This window comes from Lacibacter sp. (genome assembly GCF_057361365.1).
Map to the genome: position 1 here is coordinate 133,272 of NZ_JBMQSG010000020.1, position 17,558 is coordinate 150,829.

Annotated in this window: 11 protein-coding genes; 3 read left to right on the forward strand and 8 right to left on the reverse strand. The window is 40.2% G+C overall.

Features of this window, described 5'->3' with window-relative positions:
• The first annotated feature begins 169 nt into the window (after positions 1–169).
• Positions 170–4,162 (forward strand): T9SS type A sorting domain-containing protein, encoded by a 3,993-nt coding sequence (locus ACO1QW_RS17185; protein ID WP_486260616.1) that lies wholly within the window; start codon positions 170–172, stop codon positions 4,160–4,162.
• A 74-nt stretch (positions 4,163–4,236) separates the two neighbouring features.
• Here ACO1QW_RS17185 and ACO1QW_RS17190 read toward each other — a convergent pair whose 3' ends face one another.
• Genes ACO1QW_RS17190 through gldF form a run of 5 tightly spaced genes read right to left on the reverse strand, consistent with a single transcriptional unit; the run spans position 4,237 to position 11,088 of the window.
• Entirely contained in the window at positions 4,237–4,941 is a 705-nt protein-coding gene (locus ACO1QW_RS17190; protein ID WP_486260617.1) for a lipoprotein signal peptidase, read from the reverse strand.
• 60 nt (positions 4,942–5,001) lie between these two features.
• Positions 5,002–7,461, reverse strand: a complete 2,460-nt coding sequence (locus ACO1QW_RS17195) for a bifunctional UDP-N-acetylmuramoyl-tripeptide:D-alanyl-D-alanine ligase/alanine racemase (protein ID WP_486260618.1) — start codon at positions 7,459–7,461, stop codon at positions 5,002–5,004.
• A gap of 17 nt (positions 7,462–7,478) precedes the next feature.
• Positions 7,479–8,450, reverse strand: a complete 972-nt coding sequence (locus ACO1QW_RS17200) for a TerC/Alx family metal homeostasis membrane protein (RefSeq protein WP_486260619.1) — start codon at positions 8,448–8,450, stop codon at positions 7,479–7,481.
• Between the two features lie 28 nt (positions 8,451–8,478).
• The gene (gldG, locus tag ACO1QW_RS17205; protein ID WP_486260620.1) at positions 8,479–10,311 is read right to left on the reverse strand and encodes a gliding motility-associated ABC transporter substrate-binding protein GldG; all 1,833 of its coding nucleotides are present in this window, start codon (positions 10,309–10,311) and stop codon (positions 8,479–8,481) included.
• A gap of 3 nt (positions 10,312–10,314) precedes the next feature.
• A complete protein-coding gene (gldF, locus tag ACO1QW_RS17210) occupies positions 10,315–11,088 on the reverse strand; it encodes a gliding motility-associated ABC transporter permease subunit GldF (RefSeq protein ID WP_486260621.1) in 774 nt (257 codons plus the stop codon).
• Positions 11,089–11,249: 161 nt separating this feature from the next.
• Between gldF and ACO1QW_RS17215 the strand changes: the two genes are divergently transcribed.
• Positions 11,250–14,021: a T9SS type A sorting domain-containing protein gene (locus ACO1QW_RS17215; RefSeq protein ID WP_486260622.1), complete on the forward strand. Its 2,772-nt coding sequence runs from the start codon at positions 11,250–11,252 to the stop codon at positions 14,019–14,021.
• 74 nt (positions 14,022–14,095) lie between these two features.
• Here the strand turns inward: ACO1QW_RS17215 and ACO1QW_RS17220 are convergent, their stop codons facing one another.
• Positions 14,096–14,428: a HesB/IscA family protein gene (locus ACO1QW_RS17220; protein WP_486260623.1), complete on the reverse strand. Its 333-nt coding sequence runs from the start codon at positions 14,426–14,428 to the stop codon at positions 14,096–14,098.
• A 127-nt stretch (positions 14,429–14,555) separates the two neighbouring features.
• Here ACO1QW_RS17220 and mce point away from each other — a divergent pair, with 127 nt between their 5' ends.
• Positions 14,556–14,957, forward strand: a complete 402-nt coding sequence (mce, locus tag ACO1QW_RS17225; RefSeq protein ID WP_486260624.1) for a methylmalonyl-CoA epimerase — start codon at positions 14,556–14,558, stop codon at positions 14,955–14,957.
• Positions 14,958–14,995: 38 nt separating this feature from the next.
• Here the strand turns inward: mce and ACO1QW_RS17230 are convergent, their stop codons facing one another.
• Positions 14,996–16,042: a T9SS type A sorting domain-containing protein gene (locus ACO1QW_RS17230; RefSeq protein ID WP_486260625.1), complete on the reverse strand. Its 1,047-nt coding sequence runs from the start codon at positions 16,040–16,042 to the stop codon at positions 14,996–14,998.
• A gap of 165 nt (positions 16,043–16,207) precedes the next feature.
• Positions 16,208–17,485, reverse strand: coding sequence for a UDP-N-acetylmuramoyl-tripeptide--D-alanyl-D-alanine ligase (locus ACO1QW_RS17235; RefSeq protein ID WP_486260626.1), 1,278 nt, complete (start codon positions 17,483–17,485; stop codon positions 16,208–16,210).
• Positions 17,486–17,558 lie beyond the last annotated feature (73 nt).

Here is a 17,558-nt window from a genome sequence, read left to right on the forward strand (position 1 = left end):
TTTAATTTTTTTGATAAACTTTTATTCCATCAGTCAGCTGATGGAATAAAAGTTTACGTGTTTTTACGGTTTTATTAGGAGGTTTTGCTATAGGTGGAATAATATAAATCCTTCATTTTTGTAATGGTTTACTATTATCCTAAGATCCACAATCACTATGAAACCGTTCATGTACCCAACACTGCTTCGATTTGTAACAGTATTTTGTCTAATCAATGCACTATGCATTTTTCGAACATCTGCACAAAACGAATGTACTACAGCAGTTACGCTTACATCTTCAACAGGTTGTAATAACACCAATATTAATTTAGGCACAGCTACTGCCAGTGCCGGAATTCCGTTAGGCTGTGCAGCCGCAGGAACGTACAATGATTATTGGTATTCATTTACTGCAGTTTCAACATCTCACACAATTACTTTAAGTAATGTTGGCGCAAGAATTACTGCCCCAAGAATTCAACTGTATAGTGGCACATGTGGAGCATTGGTATCAGTAGCCTGTTCTTCATCACCCCACACTTCATTGACGCAAACAGGTTTGACCATTGGTGCGACTTATTATGTAAGAATATCACAGTATGGAGCATTTGGAGCAAGCGGAAACTATAAGATCGATCTTTGTATTACACATCCACAGGCTCCGCCGGCAAATGATGAATGTGCAGGCTCAACTTTGCTTACATCAGCTGTTTCGTGTTCTTCTACCGCAGGAACGTTGTTCTATTCAACTGCCAGCTCAGGTGTTACAACTGCGTGCGGCACCGGTACTTTATATGATGTATGGTACCGTTTCCAGGCCACAGCAACAACACATGCGGTAACGCTGAGTAACCTTGGAGCCAATCTCACAACTGCAAACACATACATACAGATGCTTAGTGGATCATGCGGTTCATATACTTCATTGGGTTGCGGAACGGCTGCTAACCGATTAAAAGTGACGGGCCTCACAGTAGGAACTTTTTACTATGTACGCATCTATACAACAGCAACACCAACCGTAATCCCGTCAACTGCTTGGGCATTTAATGTTTGTGTACAGAATCCACCAACAAACGATGATTGTACAGGAGCTGTAAGTTTAACAGCAGCAAGTACTTCAACATGTACAAATACTGCAGGTACCCTTGATATGTCAACTGTAAGTACTCCAACTGCAGGTTGTGCAACTGGTACCAACTACGACGTATGGTATAGTTTTACAGCTACTGCAGTTACCCATACAATATCATTGAGCAATGTAGGCAGTGCAATTACTGCACCACGTATCCAGTTATATAGTGCAGCATGTGGTTCTTTAACTTCTATAAGTTGTGCAACTGGTACTTCTTTAACACAGGCAGCGTTAACAATTGGTACGAATTATTATGTAAGAGTATCGAACAACACTACCGATCCATCTGCAACTTCCGGTTCTAATACAGGGTTTAATATTTGCGTAGTAAGTTCAATAGGAGTTTTAAATGACAACTGTTCTGGTGCTACATCTATTACGAGCAGTACTTCCTGCAATGCTATTTCAGGAACTTTGGTTGGATCAACTGTTACAGGCATCTCAGCTTCTTGCGGTAGTAACACGTCCGCTGATGTATGGTATAGTTTTGTAGCTCTAACATCATATCCAACAATTACGATGGGAAGTATGGGGTCTGATATTTCGGGTGGCCCAAGAAGAGGAGCTGTTGAATTATTTTCAGGCAGTTGTGGTAGCTTAACAAGTTTAAGTTGCCAAATTGGTAATGGTACAGCAACAATTACAACTACTGGATTAAATGGCGGTGCCGGTTTAACTGTCGGCCAAACATATTTTGTAAGAGTATTTTCAAACCAAACCGGGGCACCTGCCAACTCAGCATTTACTATTTGTGTAACGGATCCTACAGGCGGTCCTCTTACACTTGAAACATCAAAAAGTTACACCAATGTTACCAAAGCAAACGGAGGTGGTAGTATTGATGTTGGTGACATTCTTGAAATACGTTCAACATTGTATTTAAGTTCTGGAACTATTGATAGTTTATCGTTCCAGGACACATTAAAAGCGGGCTCAGGATTTACATATCAAACCGGTACCGTTGCTTTGCGAACAAACGAAGGGAAAATATATCCTATCGGTAGTTCTGCGTATACGGATGCAACTGGTGATGATGCGGGGCATGCAGTTGGTACCGGCGTTGGCACCGATGCTAACATCAGAATTTTTATGGGTACTAGTCCTACATCCGCCAGAGGAGGTACTGCAACTAACTCCAATTTGCCGAGAGGCAGCGGTAACCATCTTGTAATGGCGACATATCGTGTACAAGTAACTGGTGTTGAAGGAACACGTATCAATTTTGGTGGAGGTTCTTTCCGCTATCGAAATCAAAGTACTGGATTATTTGTTGAAACGGTTTTTCCAAGGGACAGTTTAATTGTTTACGCAAGTCCAACGGTTTGCCCTAATGCCATTTCAGCTACAAATGTAATTGGTGATGAATTCAATGGAACATTTGGTACGGCAACGGGTACAAACCAGACGAATCGCAATGCCTCTGCAAACACTACTTATACATTTGTCAATTTTACTTCAGGTTCACCGCAAGATAATTTTTATGGAATAACTAATAATTCGGCTTCAGCAGGAACAAACGTCACACAGACTCTCCAAAAGCAAAGTTCTATTCCTCAAAGGGTGTTTAATGTTTGGGATATCAGCGGCGATCATACTGGCGCTACTGACGTGAACAAAGGCAACCCGCCATGCAACAGCTCATTGCCGGTGAGCGCAACAAACCCTTGCGGTTATATGATGGTGGTAAATTCATCTTATCGTACAAGCACAGCTTTTGAATTTAACGTTGCCAATGCATGCCCGGAAACATATTACGAAGTGTCAGCATGGTTTAAAAACGTATGCTACAAATGCGGAGCTGATTATGATGGCACAGGATCGTTCTACGGCGGTGGTGATAATATTTATTTGCCAACGGGTACTGGTGATTCATCAGGCGTAAAACCAAACATCGCAATCAAGGTAAATAATGTTGATTATTACTCGACAGGTGATATTCAATATCAAGGCTTGGGTGGTACTCAAACAGGATCTGATACGCTAAATAATTGGGTGAAGAGAGCCTTTGTATATAAGACAGATGCTACAACAACTTCTTTTTCTCTTAGTTTAAGAAACAATGCACCAGGTGCCGGAGGTAACGACTGGGCAATTGATGATATCTCATTCAAAACATGTTCGCCCAGCATGCAAATGACACCAAATGCATCACAAACATTTTGCTCGAACAGCCAGGTTGATATGCGTGTGTTTATTGAATCATACTACAACATGTATCAATACTACCAGTGGGAAAGAAGTACGGACGGAGGTAACACATGGGGAACAGCACCTGAAATGACGGGTACGCAAACATTTAGTTATACAAATATGGGAAGCTCGTACAGAGATACAGTTGCTTATCCATCGATCATTGCCAACACCACAACAAATGGTTATCGTTACCGTATTCGTGTTGCTACAACAGCAAGCGGTCTTGCAAATTCATGCGCAGTGTTTAATACGGATGATGTGATTGTGGTGAACCTGGCAAGCTCTGGATGTGCTGTGTTGCCAGCTGAACTTTTAAAGTTCAATGTTGAATTGAATGGAGATAAGAGTTTGCTCACCTGGAAAACAAAAGATGAAAGCTTAAAAGGATATGAAGTGGAACGAAGTAATGATGGTGTGCATTTCAGTTATATTGGTTTTGTAAGTGCAAAAGGAATGAATGGAAGTGAAACTTCTTATATGTTTAACGATCCTGTTGCTGTATCAGGCAAAGTTTATTATCGTTTGAAAATGGTAAGCTTTGCAACAGAAAATAATAAATACAGCAACACACTTTCGGTTACGTTGAACCCGAATCATCATTTTGAAATCGCAAATCTTGTAAATCCTTTTGTAAGCACTGTAAACTTCCAGTTGAATGCTACCCGTAACGAAGTTGTTGAGCTTCAATTGACAGATGCATTGGGTCACCCGGTTGTGAGCAAAAAGATAAACGTTAACAAAGGTGCAAATGCGGTTTCGTTCAATGTGCCACAAACAATAGCAAGAGGATCTTATCTCTTAAGGGTAGTTTCTCCATCAGGTTCTGTCCAGAAGATCATTCAAAAACAGTAAGATATAATAAAGCAAGCCCCGCAACTGCGGGGCTTGCTTTGTAAACATCGTTTGTTCGATAAATGTATCTAAGATCACATCACTTGCGCATCGTCGCTTACTTCTGTATTTGTTTCAACCGTTGTATTTGTTTCTTCAGGTTTGTGATGCTTGAAAAAACGTTTTTGAAAAACCAGAATTGTAATTACACCCGTTGAAATGGATGCATCAGCAATATTAAAAATGGCCTGGAAGAATGTAAATGGTTTGCCACCCCAAAATGGAACCCAACTTGGCATCATCTTATTTTCAATGATGGGGAAGTACAACATATCAACTACATGCCCATGAAGAAAAGAAGAGTAACCTTTCCCGGTTGCTTTTGCTAATCCATCGTAACCAAAATAGGTATCTGTAGATGCATTATAGATCATGCCTTTATCGAAGATCATTCCGTAAAACAAACTATCAATAAGATTGCCTAAGGCCCCGGCATAAATTAATGCTGCGCAAATGATAAAGCCTCTGTGGTATTTTTCTTTTACGATCTTCACCAGGTACCAGGTTCCAAAAATAACAGCACCCAGGCGAAATAATGTAAGCGCCATCTTCGCCCATTCACTATTGCCTAATTTCCAACCATAGGCCATGCCTGCATTTTCAATAAAGTATAACCGGAACCAACGACCCAGAACAAATTTCTCGTCCTGGTATTCCATAGTTGTTTTGATCCAGATCTTTAATCCCTGGTCAGCAAAGAGAATGATAAGAATAATAAATATGACGTAGCGAAGTTTCACGAATTCGTTTTTTTAGTTGACAAAGATAGGGAGTTGGGGATAAGGACTCGGGCCATTAACTTATTCCTCAAAATACACTCGTTTTACCCGCTGGCTAATACCTGTCATCAGTTCGTAGGCGATAGTTTGGCTTTGTTTGGCAACTTCCACCACTGAAAGTTTAGGTCCGAAAACAATGACTTCGTCGCCTTCCCGAACATCAGCAATGCCAGTGATATCAAGCATAGTCATGTCCATACAAACTGTGCCAATAACCTTTGCAGGTTTTCCATTGACTAACATATAACCTCTACCATTACTAAGATTACGTGGATAGCCATCGGCATAACCAATGCGAACCGTGGCAATGACTGAAGGTTGGGTAATAATTCCCCGACGGTTATAGCCAACCGTATCACCCGGCTGCAGCTTTTTTATCTGTGCAACCGTTGTTTTCAGCTGCAAGGCTTCTTCTAAATGCAATTTGCCGGCAGCAGAACTTATACCATACATCCCGATACCCAACCTCACCATGTCGTATTGCAATTGGGGATGACGGGTAGTTCCATGGGAATTATCTAAATGCCGTATGAATGTATAATCGAGAATGGATTGCAAAAATTCACAGGCTTCTTCAAAACGTTTGGCTTGCGTTAATGTAAACTCATCTTCAGCCGGATCTTCACTCGCTGCCAAATGACTGAAAACTGATTGGACAGTAAAAATGTTTTTCTTCAATAGCACAGCAAGTGCTGCAAGCTCATGCTGCATAAAACCAAGCCTGTGCATCCCTGTATCAATTTTCAAATGAACAGGGTAACTGCTGATGCCTTCTTTTACAAGATAGGATTCGAATTCATGCAGGATAGAGAAAGAAAATAATTCTGGTTCAAGATTATGATCGATCAATGCATCAAACGTAACAGGCTCAGGATTCATCACCATAATAGATAACGTAATGCCAGCTTTACGTAGCGCCACACCCTCATCAGTAAAAGCAACAGCGAGGTAATCGGCTTTCATGAATTGCAAAAGGTTCGCAATTTCATAACTGCCACTGCCATATGAAAACGCTTTTACCATGGCCATGATCTTTGTTGACGGTTTCAACAATTGCTGATGTGCCCTGATGTTTCTTGTGATGGCGCTTAAGTTGATCTCTAAAACGGTTTGGTGTGTTTTCTGTTCAAGCATCTGTGCAATGCGATCGAGCTCAAACACACGGGCACCTTTTATAAGTATGGTTTCATTTTGAAACGCAAGTGCAGGAAGTTGCTCAGCGAGTTCCGTTGTGGATGAAAAGCTGTGCACGTCAATTGCATTTGCAATAAGCGGAGCAAGCAAGTGTTTTGTTTTTTCACCAACTGTAATGACACGACTAATGTTGTGATGCTGTAATAAGGAGGCAATCGAGGTGTAGGTTTCGTTTTCCTGATCTTCTGTTAATTGAAAATCGGAAAGAATAATACTTCGGGTTATATGCTGACTTTGTTGCTGCAACATATTTAATGCAATGCTGAGCGAACTAAGATCGGCACTATAACTATCGTTGATGATGGTGGTGTTATGTAAACCACTTTTCAATTCAAGTCGTAAGCTTACAGGTCGTAACTGAGTAAATTTTTCTCTAATCGTATCAATTGGAACCTGCAGATATAAGCATGTAGTTAAACAAGTAATTGCATTTTCCACCGAGGCATCATCTGTAAACGGAATACTAATGCTGTCGTTTAATCCACCGTTAGCAAAATGGATAACTGTTTCGGTTAACATTTTTATTACGTCATTTATCACGACGCTGTTTTGTTTCGAATCACCCCAACTGTAAATATGTTGTTGCTGAAATAAAAGAGGCTTTAATTTCTCCGGTGAACAAATCACAGCATTGGCGCCGGCAAACAGTTTTTGTTTTTCAATAAGTTTTTCCTGTGCATCAGCAAATCCGTCAGCATGCACTTCGCTGATATTAGTAAGAATACCAATTGTTGGTTGAATGATCTGTTGTAATGCATCCATTTCACCTTGCTGTGAAATGCCTGCTTCAATAATTGCCAGCGTATGCTGCGGTTGTAATTGCCACACACTTAAAGGAACACCAACTTGTGAGTTATAGCTTTTAGGGCTACGGGTGATATTGTAACGGTCGCTTAATAATTGGTACAACCATTCTTTTACAATTGTTTTACCATTACTGCCCGTTATGCCAATTACCGGAATGGAAAACTGCTGACGATGATAAGCGGCTAGCTGCTGTAGTGCTTTTAATGTGTCTGTTACCAACAACACATTTGCTGCAGGCATTGTTTTTATATCAACGGATTGCTGAACAATAAAATGACGAACGCCTTTGTTAAATGCTTCACTTATAAAATCATGCCCATCTCTCCGTGCAGTTTTTAAAGCAAAGAATAAAGCAGTTGCAGGGTGAATGATGCGCCTGCTATCTATCAGTAAATGTTCAATATTAGCTTGCACATCTGCTTGTTGCAGGTATGTTGCTTGTAAAATGGATGCAATACGGTTAATGTTGTAATGCGACATAGAGACAATTTTGCAACCTAGTCTTTATAATCCTCAGGCGCATTTTTTTTCTTATGATAGATGGAGTAGAGGATAGAACCCCCGATGCACGCAACAATTACTACTAATGAGATGATCACCTGCATTGGTTTATCAACTACGGTGCCGATCAATTCCTCGCCAAGCATCTTCAAACCAATAAACACAAGCACAATGGCAATGCCCTGCTGCAGAAAATCAAATTTGCTTACGGCACCTCTTAACAAAAAGAACAACGAACGTAAACCTAATACTGCAAATACATTAGATGTATAAATCACCAGGGAGGCATGTTCACTTTTACGATCAACAATACCCATTACTGCAGGAATTGAATCCAGCGCAAATACAATATCAGTTGTTGCAAGCATTACTACCACTACAAATAAAGCCGTGTAAATTGGTTTGCCGTCTTGCTTTAATACATATTTGCCATCGCCATCTTCCATTGTAATAGGTAAGAATTTTTTAAGGAAGAGATAAACCTTACTTTCTCTTGGATCATATTCTTCTTCCTGGTTTGTAGTGAACATTTTAAAACCGGTGTATACGAGAAATGCACCAAAGATGTAAAGTATCCAATGAAAACGATTGACAAGTTCGACACCAAGCGTAATAAAAATAACACGGAATACAATTGCCATTAACACACCAATCAGTAATACACGGGGTATGAAAGGTTCTTTTACTTTAAAGAAGCTGAAGATGAGCACAAATACAAAAATATTATCAATGCTTAAGCTCCATTCCATCAGATAAGCACTTACATATTCCAATGCGGCCTGCTTTCCATCTTCGTACCACATAAAGGCACCAAAGCCTAACCCGAGAAAAACCCAAAAAATGGTTTGCTTTAAGGCTTGCTTTGTTGTTAGCGTAGCCGATTTTTTACTAAGCAATCCCAGGTCGAACACAATTGCAATCAATAGCACAATGCCAAAAACGAGATAAGTAACTTGAGTTGAAGTCATCATTATAAATTCAAAAATGAAAATTCTTTTAAGCTTTCTTGCTATAAGTACGTTTGCGCCATTGCATGTAAGCAATACCAATGAGCAACACTAATAAAACCGGAATTACAATATTGATCAGTTGCCACATCACCCGTTGCTCACTAACTTTTTGTTGGTTCAGCAAACGCAAAGGAACGTCTTTATTACGCAATGCCACAATGCCTGCATTGCCCGTCATATATTCCAGTGTATTTTGCAAAAATGTTTTGTTGGCGAAACTTCGTTCCTGCACACGGCTGTAACCCATAGGGAAAGGCTCCTGCTTGGTAAAACTATTCAGCACCACATCACCATCGCCAATAACTAATTGTTGGGTTGCTTCGTCGGTTTTTGTTTTGAATGATCCATATTCTTTTGTAAAGAACTGGCGCATTTCTGCTGATGCACGGTTGCCGTAAAAACTGTTGAACTGACCTTCAAGGAAAACAGCAACAGGCAAATTCTTTTTATTGTAAAGCTTGATGTCTTGAATGGTTTGTAATTCCTGCAGGCTTATGATAGCTGGTGTGCTTACAAATTTTGCGTTTTCACTTGAAGTAAGCAGAATGTTTTTAGTTATGCCTTCTGCTTTTACGGTGTCAAGAGTATTTGTAAAAAGGCTTAATACCGGTTCAAGATTTTTTGTAACAGGATGATTGCCTGTTGCGTTCAGCAACGGATAATAATTGAATGGTACATCGGCCAATTGCGGCTGGCCGCCTGCGTTACCTACCACCAATTTGCTTAGATCGCATTGTTGATCCTGCAGGAGATCACGGTTGATACGAACACCGTATTTGAATAAGAGATCATCAAGATTCAACCCACGATCATAAGCAAGTGTTTGGGCCACTATTGCCAGGCTGTCTTTCTCTGCATGAAGCATATCTAAAAACCACAACACTTTTCCACCCTGCATAATGTACTGATCGATCTTCATCTTCGTTGAGTCAGTAAAACCTATGGAAGGCTTCACGATCATGATTGCAGCAAATTCTTTGGGTATTACTTTGCTTTTATTAGGGTCGACAATATTAAAAGCATAATCTGCATCAAGTGTTTGAACCAGGTCGAATGTTTCAGGTCCCATTGGTTGCCCGTTTCCGGTTAAGTAGCCAATGAGCGGTTTTTGTTTGCGTTGAATTTTTTCAATGGCATCCGCAAATTTGAATTCAAGTAACGCTTCTGCATTGCCGATACTTTTTGCTTCATCAGTCACCAAACTACCTGTGAGTGGGTCACGGCTATACTCTGTTTTTCCACTCAGCAAGTCAACAGAAACAACCTTGTTTCCTTTCTTCACCAATGCTGAAGGATAGATCACACGTTGTGTCTTTGCTTCTTCTTTTTCCTGCACTTCCAAGGTGTAAGGCAAAATGCCAAGACTCTTTAATGAGTCGCTCATCATTTGCTGGATCACTTCATTTTCAAAATTGGGGTTTGTGTGTTTAATACTGTCGACATTTACTCCATTCATCCGCAATTCGTTCACCACTTCGGCAAGCATAAAACTTTTCGCTTCCTCAGTAAACATTTCATCAACCGATTTATAATTGATCTGCAGTTTACTTCCGCTGTATTCTTTCATCTCATTCAGTAAATCGCTGGTGCTGTTACGCAGTTTACGGAAGGAAGAACGAAAATCGCCTTTCAGAAAAACATCAACTGTAATTGTTGTGTCAATATTTTTTAGTAAAGCTTTTGTTTGTGGTGATAATGAATATCGTTCTTCGCTTGTTAGATCCAGTCGTAAACGCAATGACGTTGATAATACATTCACGATTACCAACAGCACAAGTAATGCCACCCAACTATACTTCGTGGAAAATAGTTTCTTCATAGTTTAGTTTTTGCGGCCTATTCGTTGGATGGTGATGAATAGCGTAAAAAGAGTTATGCTTAAAAAGTAAATCACATCACGACTATCGATAACGCCTTTTGATAAACTGCGGTAATGAAATTCCATACCCAGCATTTCAATAATATAATCGGCACCTGTGCCTGCCAATTTGCTTAATGCGGTAAAGCCACTATATAAAACGAAACAGAAAAAAGCACTAAGCAAAAAAGCCACAACAGGATTGCCAGTAAAACTGCTGCAGCAAATACCAACTGCCGTAAAAGCAGCGCATAAAAGAATGAGGCCAATGTACGAACCAGTAATTCCGCCCATGTCAAGCGACGAGCCGTCGGCACTCATGGCATTAATGGTGAAGAGATAGGTAAACGTTGGGAGCAGGGCAATTAACACAACAAGCAGTGATGCAATGTATTTCCCTAAAACTATTTGTCGAACCGTTAGCGGTCGGGTAAATAAAATTTCCAGGGTGCCTGCTCTTTGCTCATCGGGGAACAAACGCATGGTTACGGCCGGGATCAATAGTAGCAATATGTACGGGGCAAGGTTGAAAAAGTTTTCCAACGTAGCATATCCAAAATCAAGAATATTAAAACTGGAAAACACGAACAGGAATAGTCCGTTCAACAAAAGAAAAAGGATGATGGTAATGTATCCCGTAAGGTTGCTGAAAAACTGACGGAATTCTTTTTTGCAAATGGCCCACATAGAGTAGCAAAAATAAAGGAATAAACTGCTTGTGCCGAATCCTGTTTCCACCTGTCTGTAACAGTTGTAAGCCCAATTTGCACACTTGTAAACTCGTTGGAAAACAATTTTCGAAGGACTATGATTTTATAATCTGAACAATTATCTTAATTGTTTCCTTTGAAAAGGCCGTCATTACCTACCTGCAAGAAGCTAGCTATAAATCACCAAGTATGACGAAGAACACTCTATCCACATTGCTATCCTGCTTTATTTTTCTCAACCTGCACGCACAGGTTGCAGGAGATTTTCAAAGTAGAAATGCATCCGGTAACTGGAGCGATTTTAACGCCTGGAACGTATATAACGGGGCAACATGGCTGGCTGCAACGGCAGGCCAAATACCTGTAACGACAAGTAGTGTGTTTATCCAGAATGGGCATGTGATTACGGTAGACAATATGATTGCCGTTTGTAACAACCTGAATGTTTCCAGCGGTGGTGCAACTGGAAGATTGGCTTTTGACGCAACGGGCATTTTGAACGTGAAGGGAAACGTTACGATCAACAATTCAACTTCGAACTATTTTTCACCTTGGGCAGCCGGCGGAAAATTAATTCTTTCAGGAACAGGCAACCAGGCAATGGTTGGTTTAACAGAAAATACAATCATTGAAAATTTGGAGATCAATAAAGCATCGGGAACGGTTTCAATGGCTGGCTCCAGTGCAGCCATCAGTGGAACACTTATATTAACTGCGGGAACTTTAGATATTGGAGCCGGCGGAACCTTAACATTAAATGGCGCATCATTAGCTCGTACAGCTGGCTTTTTAGACGGAAAAAATACCAGCGACCTTGTTGTTACTGGTACAACAGGTGGAACTTTCACTATCCCTCAGTCTGGAAATATTTCATTGCAAAATGTAACCATCGGTGGCAACAGGAAACTCATCATGAATGGAGTAAATGATCTTTATTTAAGCGGAATATTTTCTATTAGCGCAAATGCAACTTTTGATAATGGAGGCGAAAGCCAGCTATTGCAAAATACTGGCGGAAGTATAATTATTGATGGAAAATTTATTACAAAAGATGTACATGGTTTTACGGGCAGCAATGCTGCAATACCAGGAATTACACCTGTATTGAATGCAGGCTGCACTGTTGAATACGCTCTAACGGGCAACCAGATTTTTAATGCACGGTCCGACTATAAGAACATTACTTTTTCAGGCAGTGGCAGCAAATTTTTAAGTAGCGGCTGTATTCCAACAGGTACAGTCTATATAACAGAAAATGCAATTCTTGAAACGCTCAATTTTACTTTTGGCGATCTTTCAACCAATCTTATAATGGATGGTGGCCGATTTCGTTTGTCAGGCACCGGAACAAAACCTGATATTCGGGGTACGTACACTTTAACGGGTGGAGTTATCGAATTTTTCGGTGGAACTCCGTCAACAAATCAAACTATCAGGGGTTCGACTACTATCTTTTATTACAGTATTGAGATAAACAGCCCTTACGTTGCTAACTCGAATGCCAACATTAACCTTGCGCCAGGTGGTTCTTTCACAATTAAGAATGGTGCTGCCTTTACCATTAATGATGAATCCATTACTGGTCAAACAGGAACGCAAACTGTAACAGTGGAAAATGACGGCAAATTTATTTGTGGCGATGCCGATGGCTTTACCGGTGGCACGGGTATTACTTCAACCTCTATTCGTGGTGATGTTGAAAATATTAACCTTAATGGTGGAAGTACAGTGGAATATTCTAAAGCTTCTTCGCAGAAGTTTTCTGCAAGAAGTGATTATAAAAATGTTACTATCAGTGGAGGGGGTGAAAAAACATTGAATGGTCCATCAACAATGTCTGGTATTTTAACCTTAACTAACGGACTTGTTACAACAACAGCTACAAATCTTCTTACATTATCAGCAACCGCCACATGCCCGGGTATTGGGAATGCTCTATCCTTTATTAATGGGCCAATGAAAAAAATCGGCAACTCTTCCTTTATTTTTCCTGTTGGAAAGGCTGAACTACCCGGACCGGCCGGAGGAGGATATAGATTGCTGGGTATCTCAGCTCCATCACAAATTACAGACGCTTTTACAGCAGAATTTATAGTTGGCAGTGCTACTGCATTAGGCCCGATAAGTGCGTCGATGAAGGGTGCCGGCCTTACCCGTGTAAGCAGATGCGAATATTGGAAACTTGATCGCACGGCGGGTAGCTCATCCGTAGACGTTAAGCTTTCATGGAATGCAAGAAGTAATTGCAACGTGTCATACATATCCAGTTTGCCCGATTTGGCAATTGCACATTTCAATTCAGGAATGGGGGAGTGGGATAGTTTTGGTGTTGATAGTTGGACAGGAACAGTAACATCTGGAACCGTAACATGGAATAACGTGTCTACTTTTAGCCCTTTTTCTATTGCAAGTACAGATTTTCTTGAAAATTTACTTCCACTTGATGTGTCGGGTTTCAGTGCAAAAGCACGTAAAACGGATATTGCAATTGATTGGATGGTAAGTAACAATAACGAGCAAGATGAATTCCTTCTGGAACGTAGTAGCGACGGGATGCGTTTTGAAACGTTGAAAATAGTACCGGCTAAGGTGATTCTCTTTACGGCAGCGTACGCCGAGTTGGACAATCATCCCTTTAATGGATGGAATTATTATCGTTTGCGAACCACTGACAAACTCGGTCGGGGACGAATTTCTAACGTAGTGAAGGTTTGGTTTGGGCAGGAAACGGAGATGAGGGTTAGTCCCAACCCGGCATCAGAAAAAATTATTGTCAGCTTTGCCGAACCAAGCAGCATTTCTCAAATTGAACTTGTCTCTATATCCGGCCAGGTGTTGAAACGCACCCAAACCGTAAAATTCTTTAACGAAGTCGATATATCTCACTTGCAAGCGGGAATATATTATCTCCGGATCTCAGGAAAGAACGGGCTTTCCATTAAAAGCTTTATTAAACAATAAAGACCCGAAACCAACTGCTGAGAAAGCCCCTCTTTTGGAGGGGCTTTTGTTTTATAGTAAAAAATTCGGTGAATTTAAACGGCGAAACTTTCCCCGCAACCACAGGTTCTGCTGGCATTAGGGTTATTGAAGTGAAAGCCCTTTCCATTCAAACCATCACTGAAATCAAGCGTTGTATTGTAGAGATATAGGAAGCTTTTCATATCGGTAACCACTTTTACCCCATTATCTTCAAATACCTGGTCGTTCGGCTTCGATTCATTATCAAAATCCAACTTATAACTTAGTCCGCTGCAACCACCACCCACTACGCTCACTCGTAAGAAATAAGAATTATCTCCAACAACATTAGCCTGTTGCATCAGGTTTGCCACTTTTTCTTTTGCTTTATCGGTTACAAAAATCATCTTCTTGTTTTTAAAACATGAGCAATTGACGGGCCAATGAGTAAACGCTGCCGTCTTGTCTGCAAAGTTAGGTTTGTTTGCGGGCAACAACCAAGCTTTGTAAATTGCTCTTAATTAAGTCAGCCAAATGAATAAAGTTGAGCATATAGGTATAGCAGTTAAAGACTTGTCAGTTTCTATTCCGTTGTTTGAGAAATTGTTGAATACAGCGTGTTATAAAACTGAATTGGTGGAAAGTGAACAGGTAAACACTGCTTTTTTTAAACAGGGAGAAACAAAAATTGAATTATTAGAAAGTACGGATGCCGATGGAGTAATCGCAAAATTCATTGAAAAGAAAGGCGAAGGTATGCACCATATTGCCTTTGATGTAGATGATATTGAAGCAGAAATGAAACGCATGCAGCAGGAAGGATTTCTTTTGCTAAATGAAAAACCAAAGCACGGAGCTGATAATAAACTGGTATGCTTTCTTCATCCAAAATCCACTAGCGGAGTACTTATTGAATTATGCCAGGAAAAAAAATAGCTGCCTTTCAGCAGCTACTTTGTATTTGGATGTAAGCTTTACTGTTTAACGATCTGTAAATTTTCGATCACTTTACCACTCTCAATTACCCGCAACAGGTATACACCCGCTGAATGCGCTGAGAGATCAATTTGTATTCGATTGCCCCCGGTTGGATTGACGGTTTTTACTCTTGTTCCTTTTGAGTCAATAATTTGAATTATCTGTCCAACTTTGAAAGATTCTTTGCTGTATAGGTTGGTAGTATTATTAAAAGGATTTGGGAATACGCTGAGATTTTTTCTTACCTGATTATTAAAGCGAACAATCTCGGAATAAACAATTTGTCCATTGATATCGATTTGTTTTAGACGATAGTAATTGTATCCGTTTAGGGGCTGCAAATCAAGATGGGAATAGGTAGTGCGGATGTTGCTGCTTCCATGAGCAGCAATTGAACCAATCGCATTCCATGTTTTTTGATCATTACTTTTTTCGATAATAAATAAAAAGCTGTTATTCTCCATCAATGTAGCCCACTCTAAGCGGACAGTGTAAGGTTGCTTTTGCTCGGCTCGAAAATAGTCAAATGCAACAGGTAAGATTCCAGCTCCTATATAAGGATAAGATAATACCCACGGGCCGTTAATATCATTATTATTATGTCTCCACACGTCCTCTCCTCCAATTTCTATCAACTCAGCATCCCCGTTTCGTGCATTAATTACGCCTCCCGAATAAATCTGGATAAAACTCCATGCTGCCAAACTTAATTTCCCTGGAGAATTGAAATCGAAGTCAAGCACTCCACAAACAAAAATTTGCAACCTTATAGAAGAGTAATCAAGGTTGCCCGAAAAATTAATTTTCTTGTCTGATGGTATGCATACTATTTGATCTGCGGTGGGGACCCCTACTGGACTCCATGAATTTGGGTCATTCCAATTCCCCCCTCCAGATGCCACAGACGGAACAGCCACCTTTGTGCAGTTTGTAGGCATAGTATTACACTTTGGATAAGGTGTAGATGAATGTGGCCAATATGTTTGTGCAGAAGATTGTAAACTAAAAATAATAACAAGGAAAGAGAGTAAAAATCGCTTCATAAAAGTGAACCATTAATAAATAACGTGACGGAATAAGTTAACGGTTCGTTTCAGGGGGCTGGATCACTTAAAGGGTAGAAACAGGTTGAGCGACTAAGTGATAATTCTTAAGGATCTTGGTGGAAAGACCGTAAAAATACTAATGATTCTGACTTATGCAAGCATTCAGGAAAGTATTTCTTCCATCTTCATGCTCCTTGAGCCTTTTATGAGCAGGTGTGTATTCGTAAGCTGTTGGTTTTTAAACCAATCACGAGCTTCTGATGAAGATCTAAAATTTTCAAAGGGATGATCAATTTTTGTGAAATCTCCACCCACCAGCACTACTTTGTGCCAGCTGAATTTTTTAATAATATCAACGATGTTTTGGTGCTCAGCGATGCTGGTTTCACCCAGTTCGGCCATAGCTCCAAGCATTAACACCTTCTTTTCGGCCGGAAGTTTGGCAAAATTTTCAATTGCTAGCTGCATGCTGCTCGGGTTAGCATTGTAAGCGTCGAGGATTATTTTGTTTGTTCCCGCTTCTATTAACTGTGATCGGCTGTTAGAAGGAATATAGTTTTCGATAGCTGTTTTTATCTTATAAGTAGGCACGCCAAAGTGAAGCCCAACCGACACGGCAGCCAAAACATTTGGCAAATTGTAATCGCCAACAAGCTGCGTTTTGATCTCACCAATATCTGGCTGATTTGTAATACTTACAATCAAAAACGGTTCGCTGTTGATCAGTTTACCCATAGTTAAAGCGTCATGCGTACCATAGCTCACTTTGTTTTCAATACCCCTGCTCATCTCCTGCAAATAATCAAAGTCGTTATTAATAAAGATGGTTCCATTGGTTTCCCTTATAAAATCGTATAATTCGCCTTTGCCTTTTTTCACGCCTTCAATTCCACCAAATCCTTCGAGGTGGGCTTTGCCAACATTATTGATCAATCCATGCGTGGGAAGCGCATACTTACAATAACCTTCAATTTCTTTTTGATGGTTGGCGCCCATCTCAATTACAGTTATTTCAGCATCTGTCTTTACTTTCAGCAACGTTAGGGGAATGCCAATATGATTGTTCAGATTTCCTTCGGTAGTATAGGTTTTGAAATGCGATGAAAGCACAGCATGAACCAGTTCTTTCGTGGTAGTTTTGCCGTTACTGCCGGTAATGGCAAGAAAAGGGATATTGAATTGCTTACGATGATATTTAGCCAATTGCTGTAACGTATTCAACACTTCTTCAACGACAATAATGCGATCATTCCCGTTTACTATTGCTTCATCAACAATGGCATAAGCTGCTCCTTTTTCAATTGCCTGCACGGCAAATTGATTGCCGTTGAAATTATCACCCTTCAATGCAAAAAAAAGGTCGCCTTCTTTCAACTTACGTGTATCTGTTTGAATAGATGGATGCTGGAGAAACAATTGATAAAGCTCTTCAATACGCATAACTCAAAGATAACAGTATGATTATTTGCTCAGATTTGTCTGACGGAATTTCTTTCTATATAAAAAAGAAAGC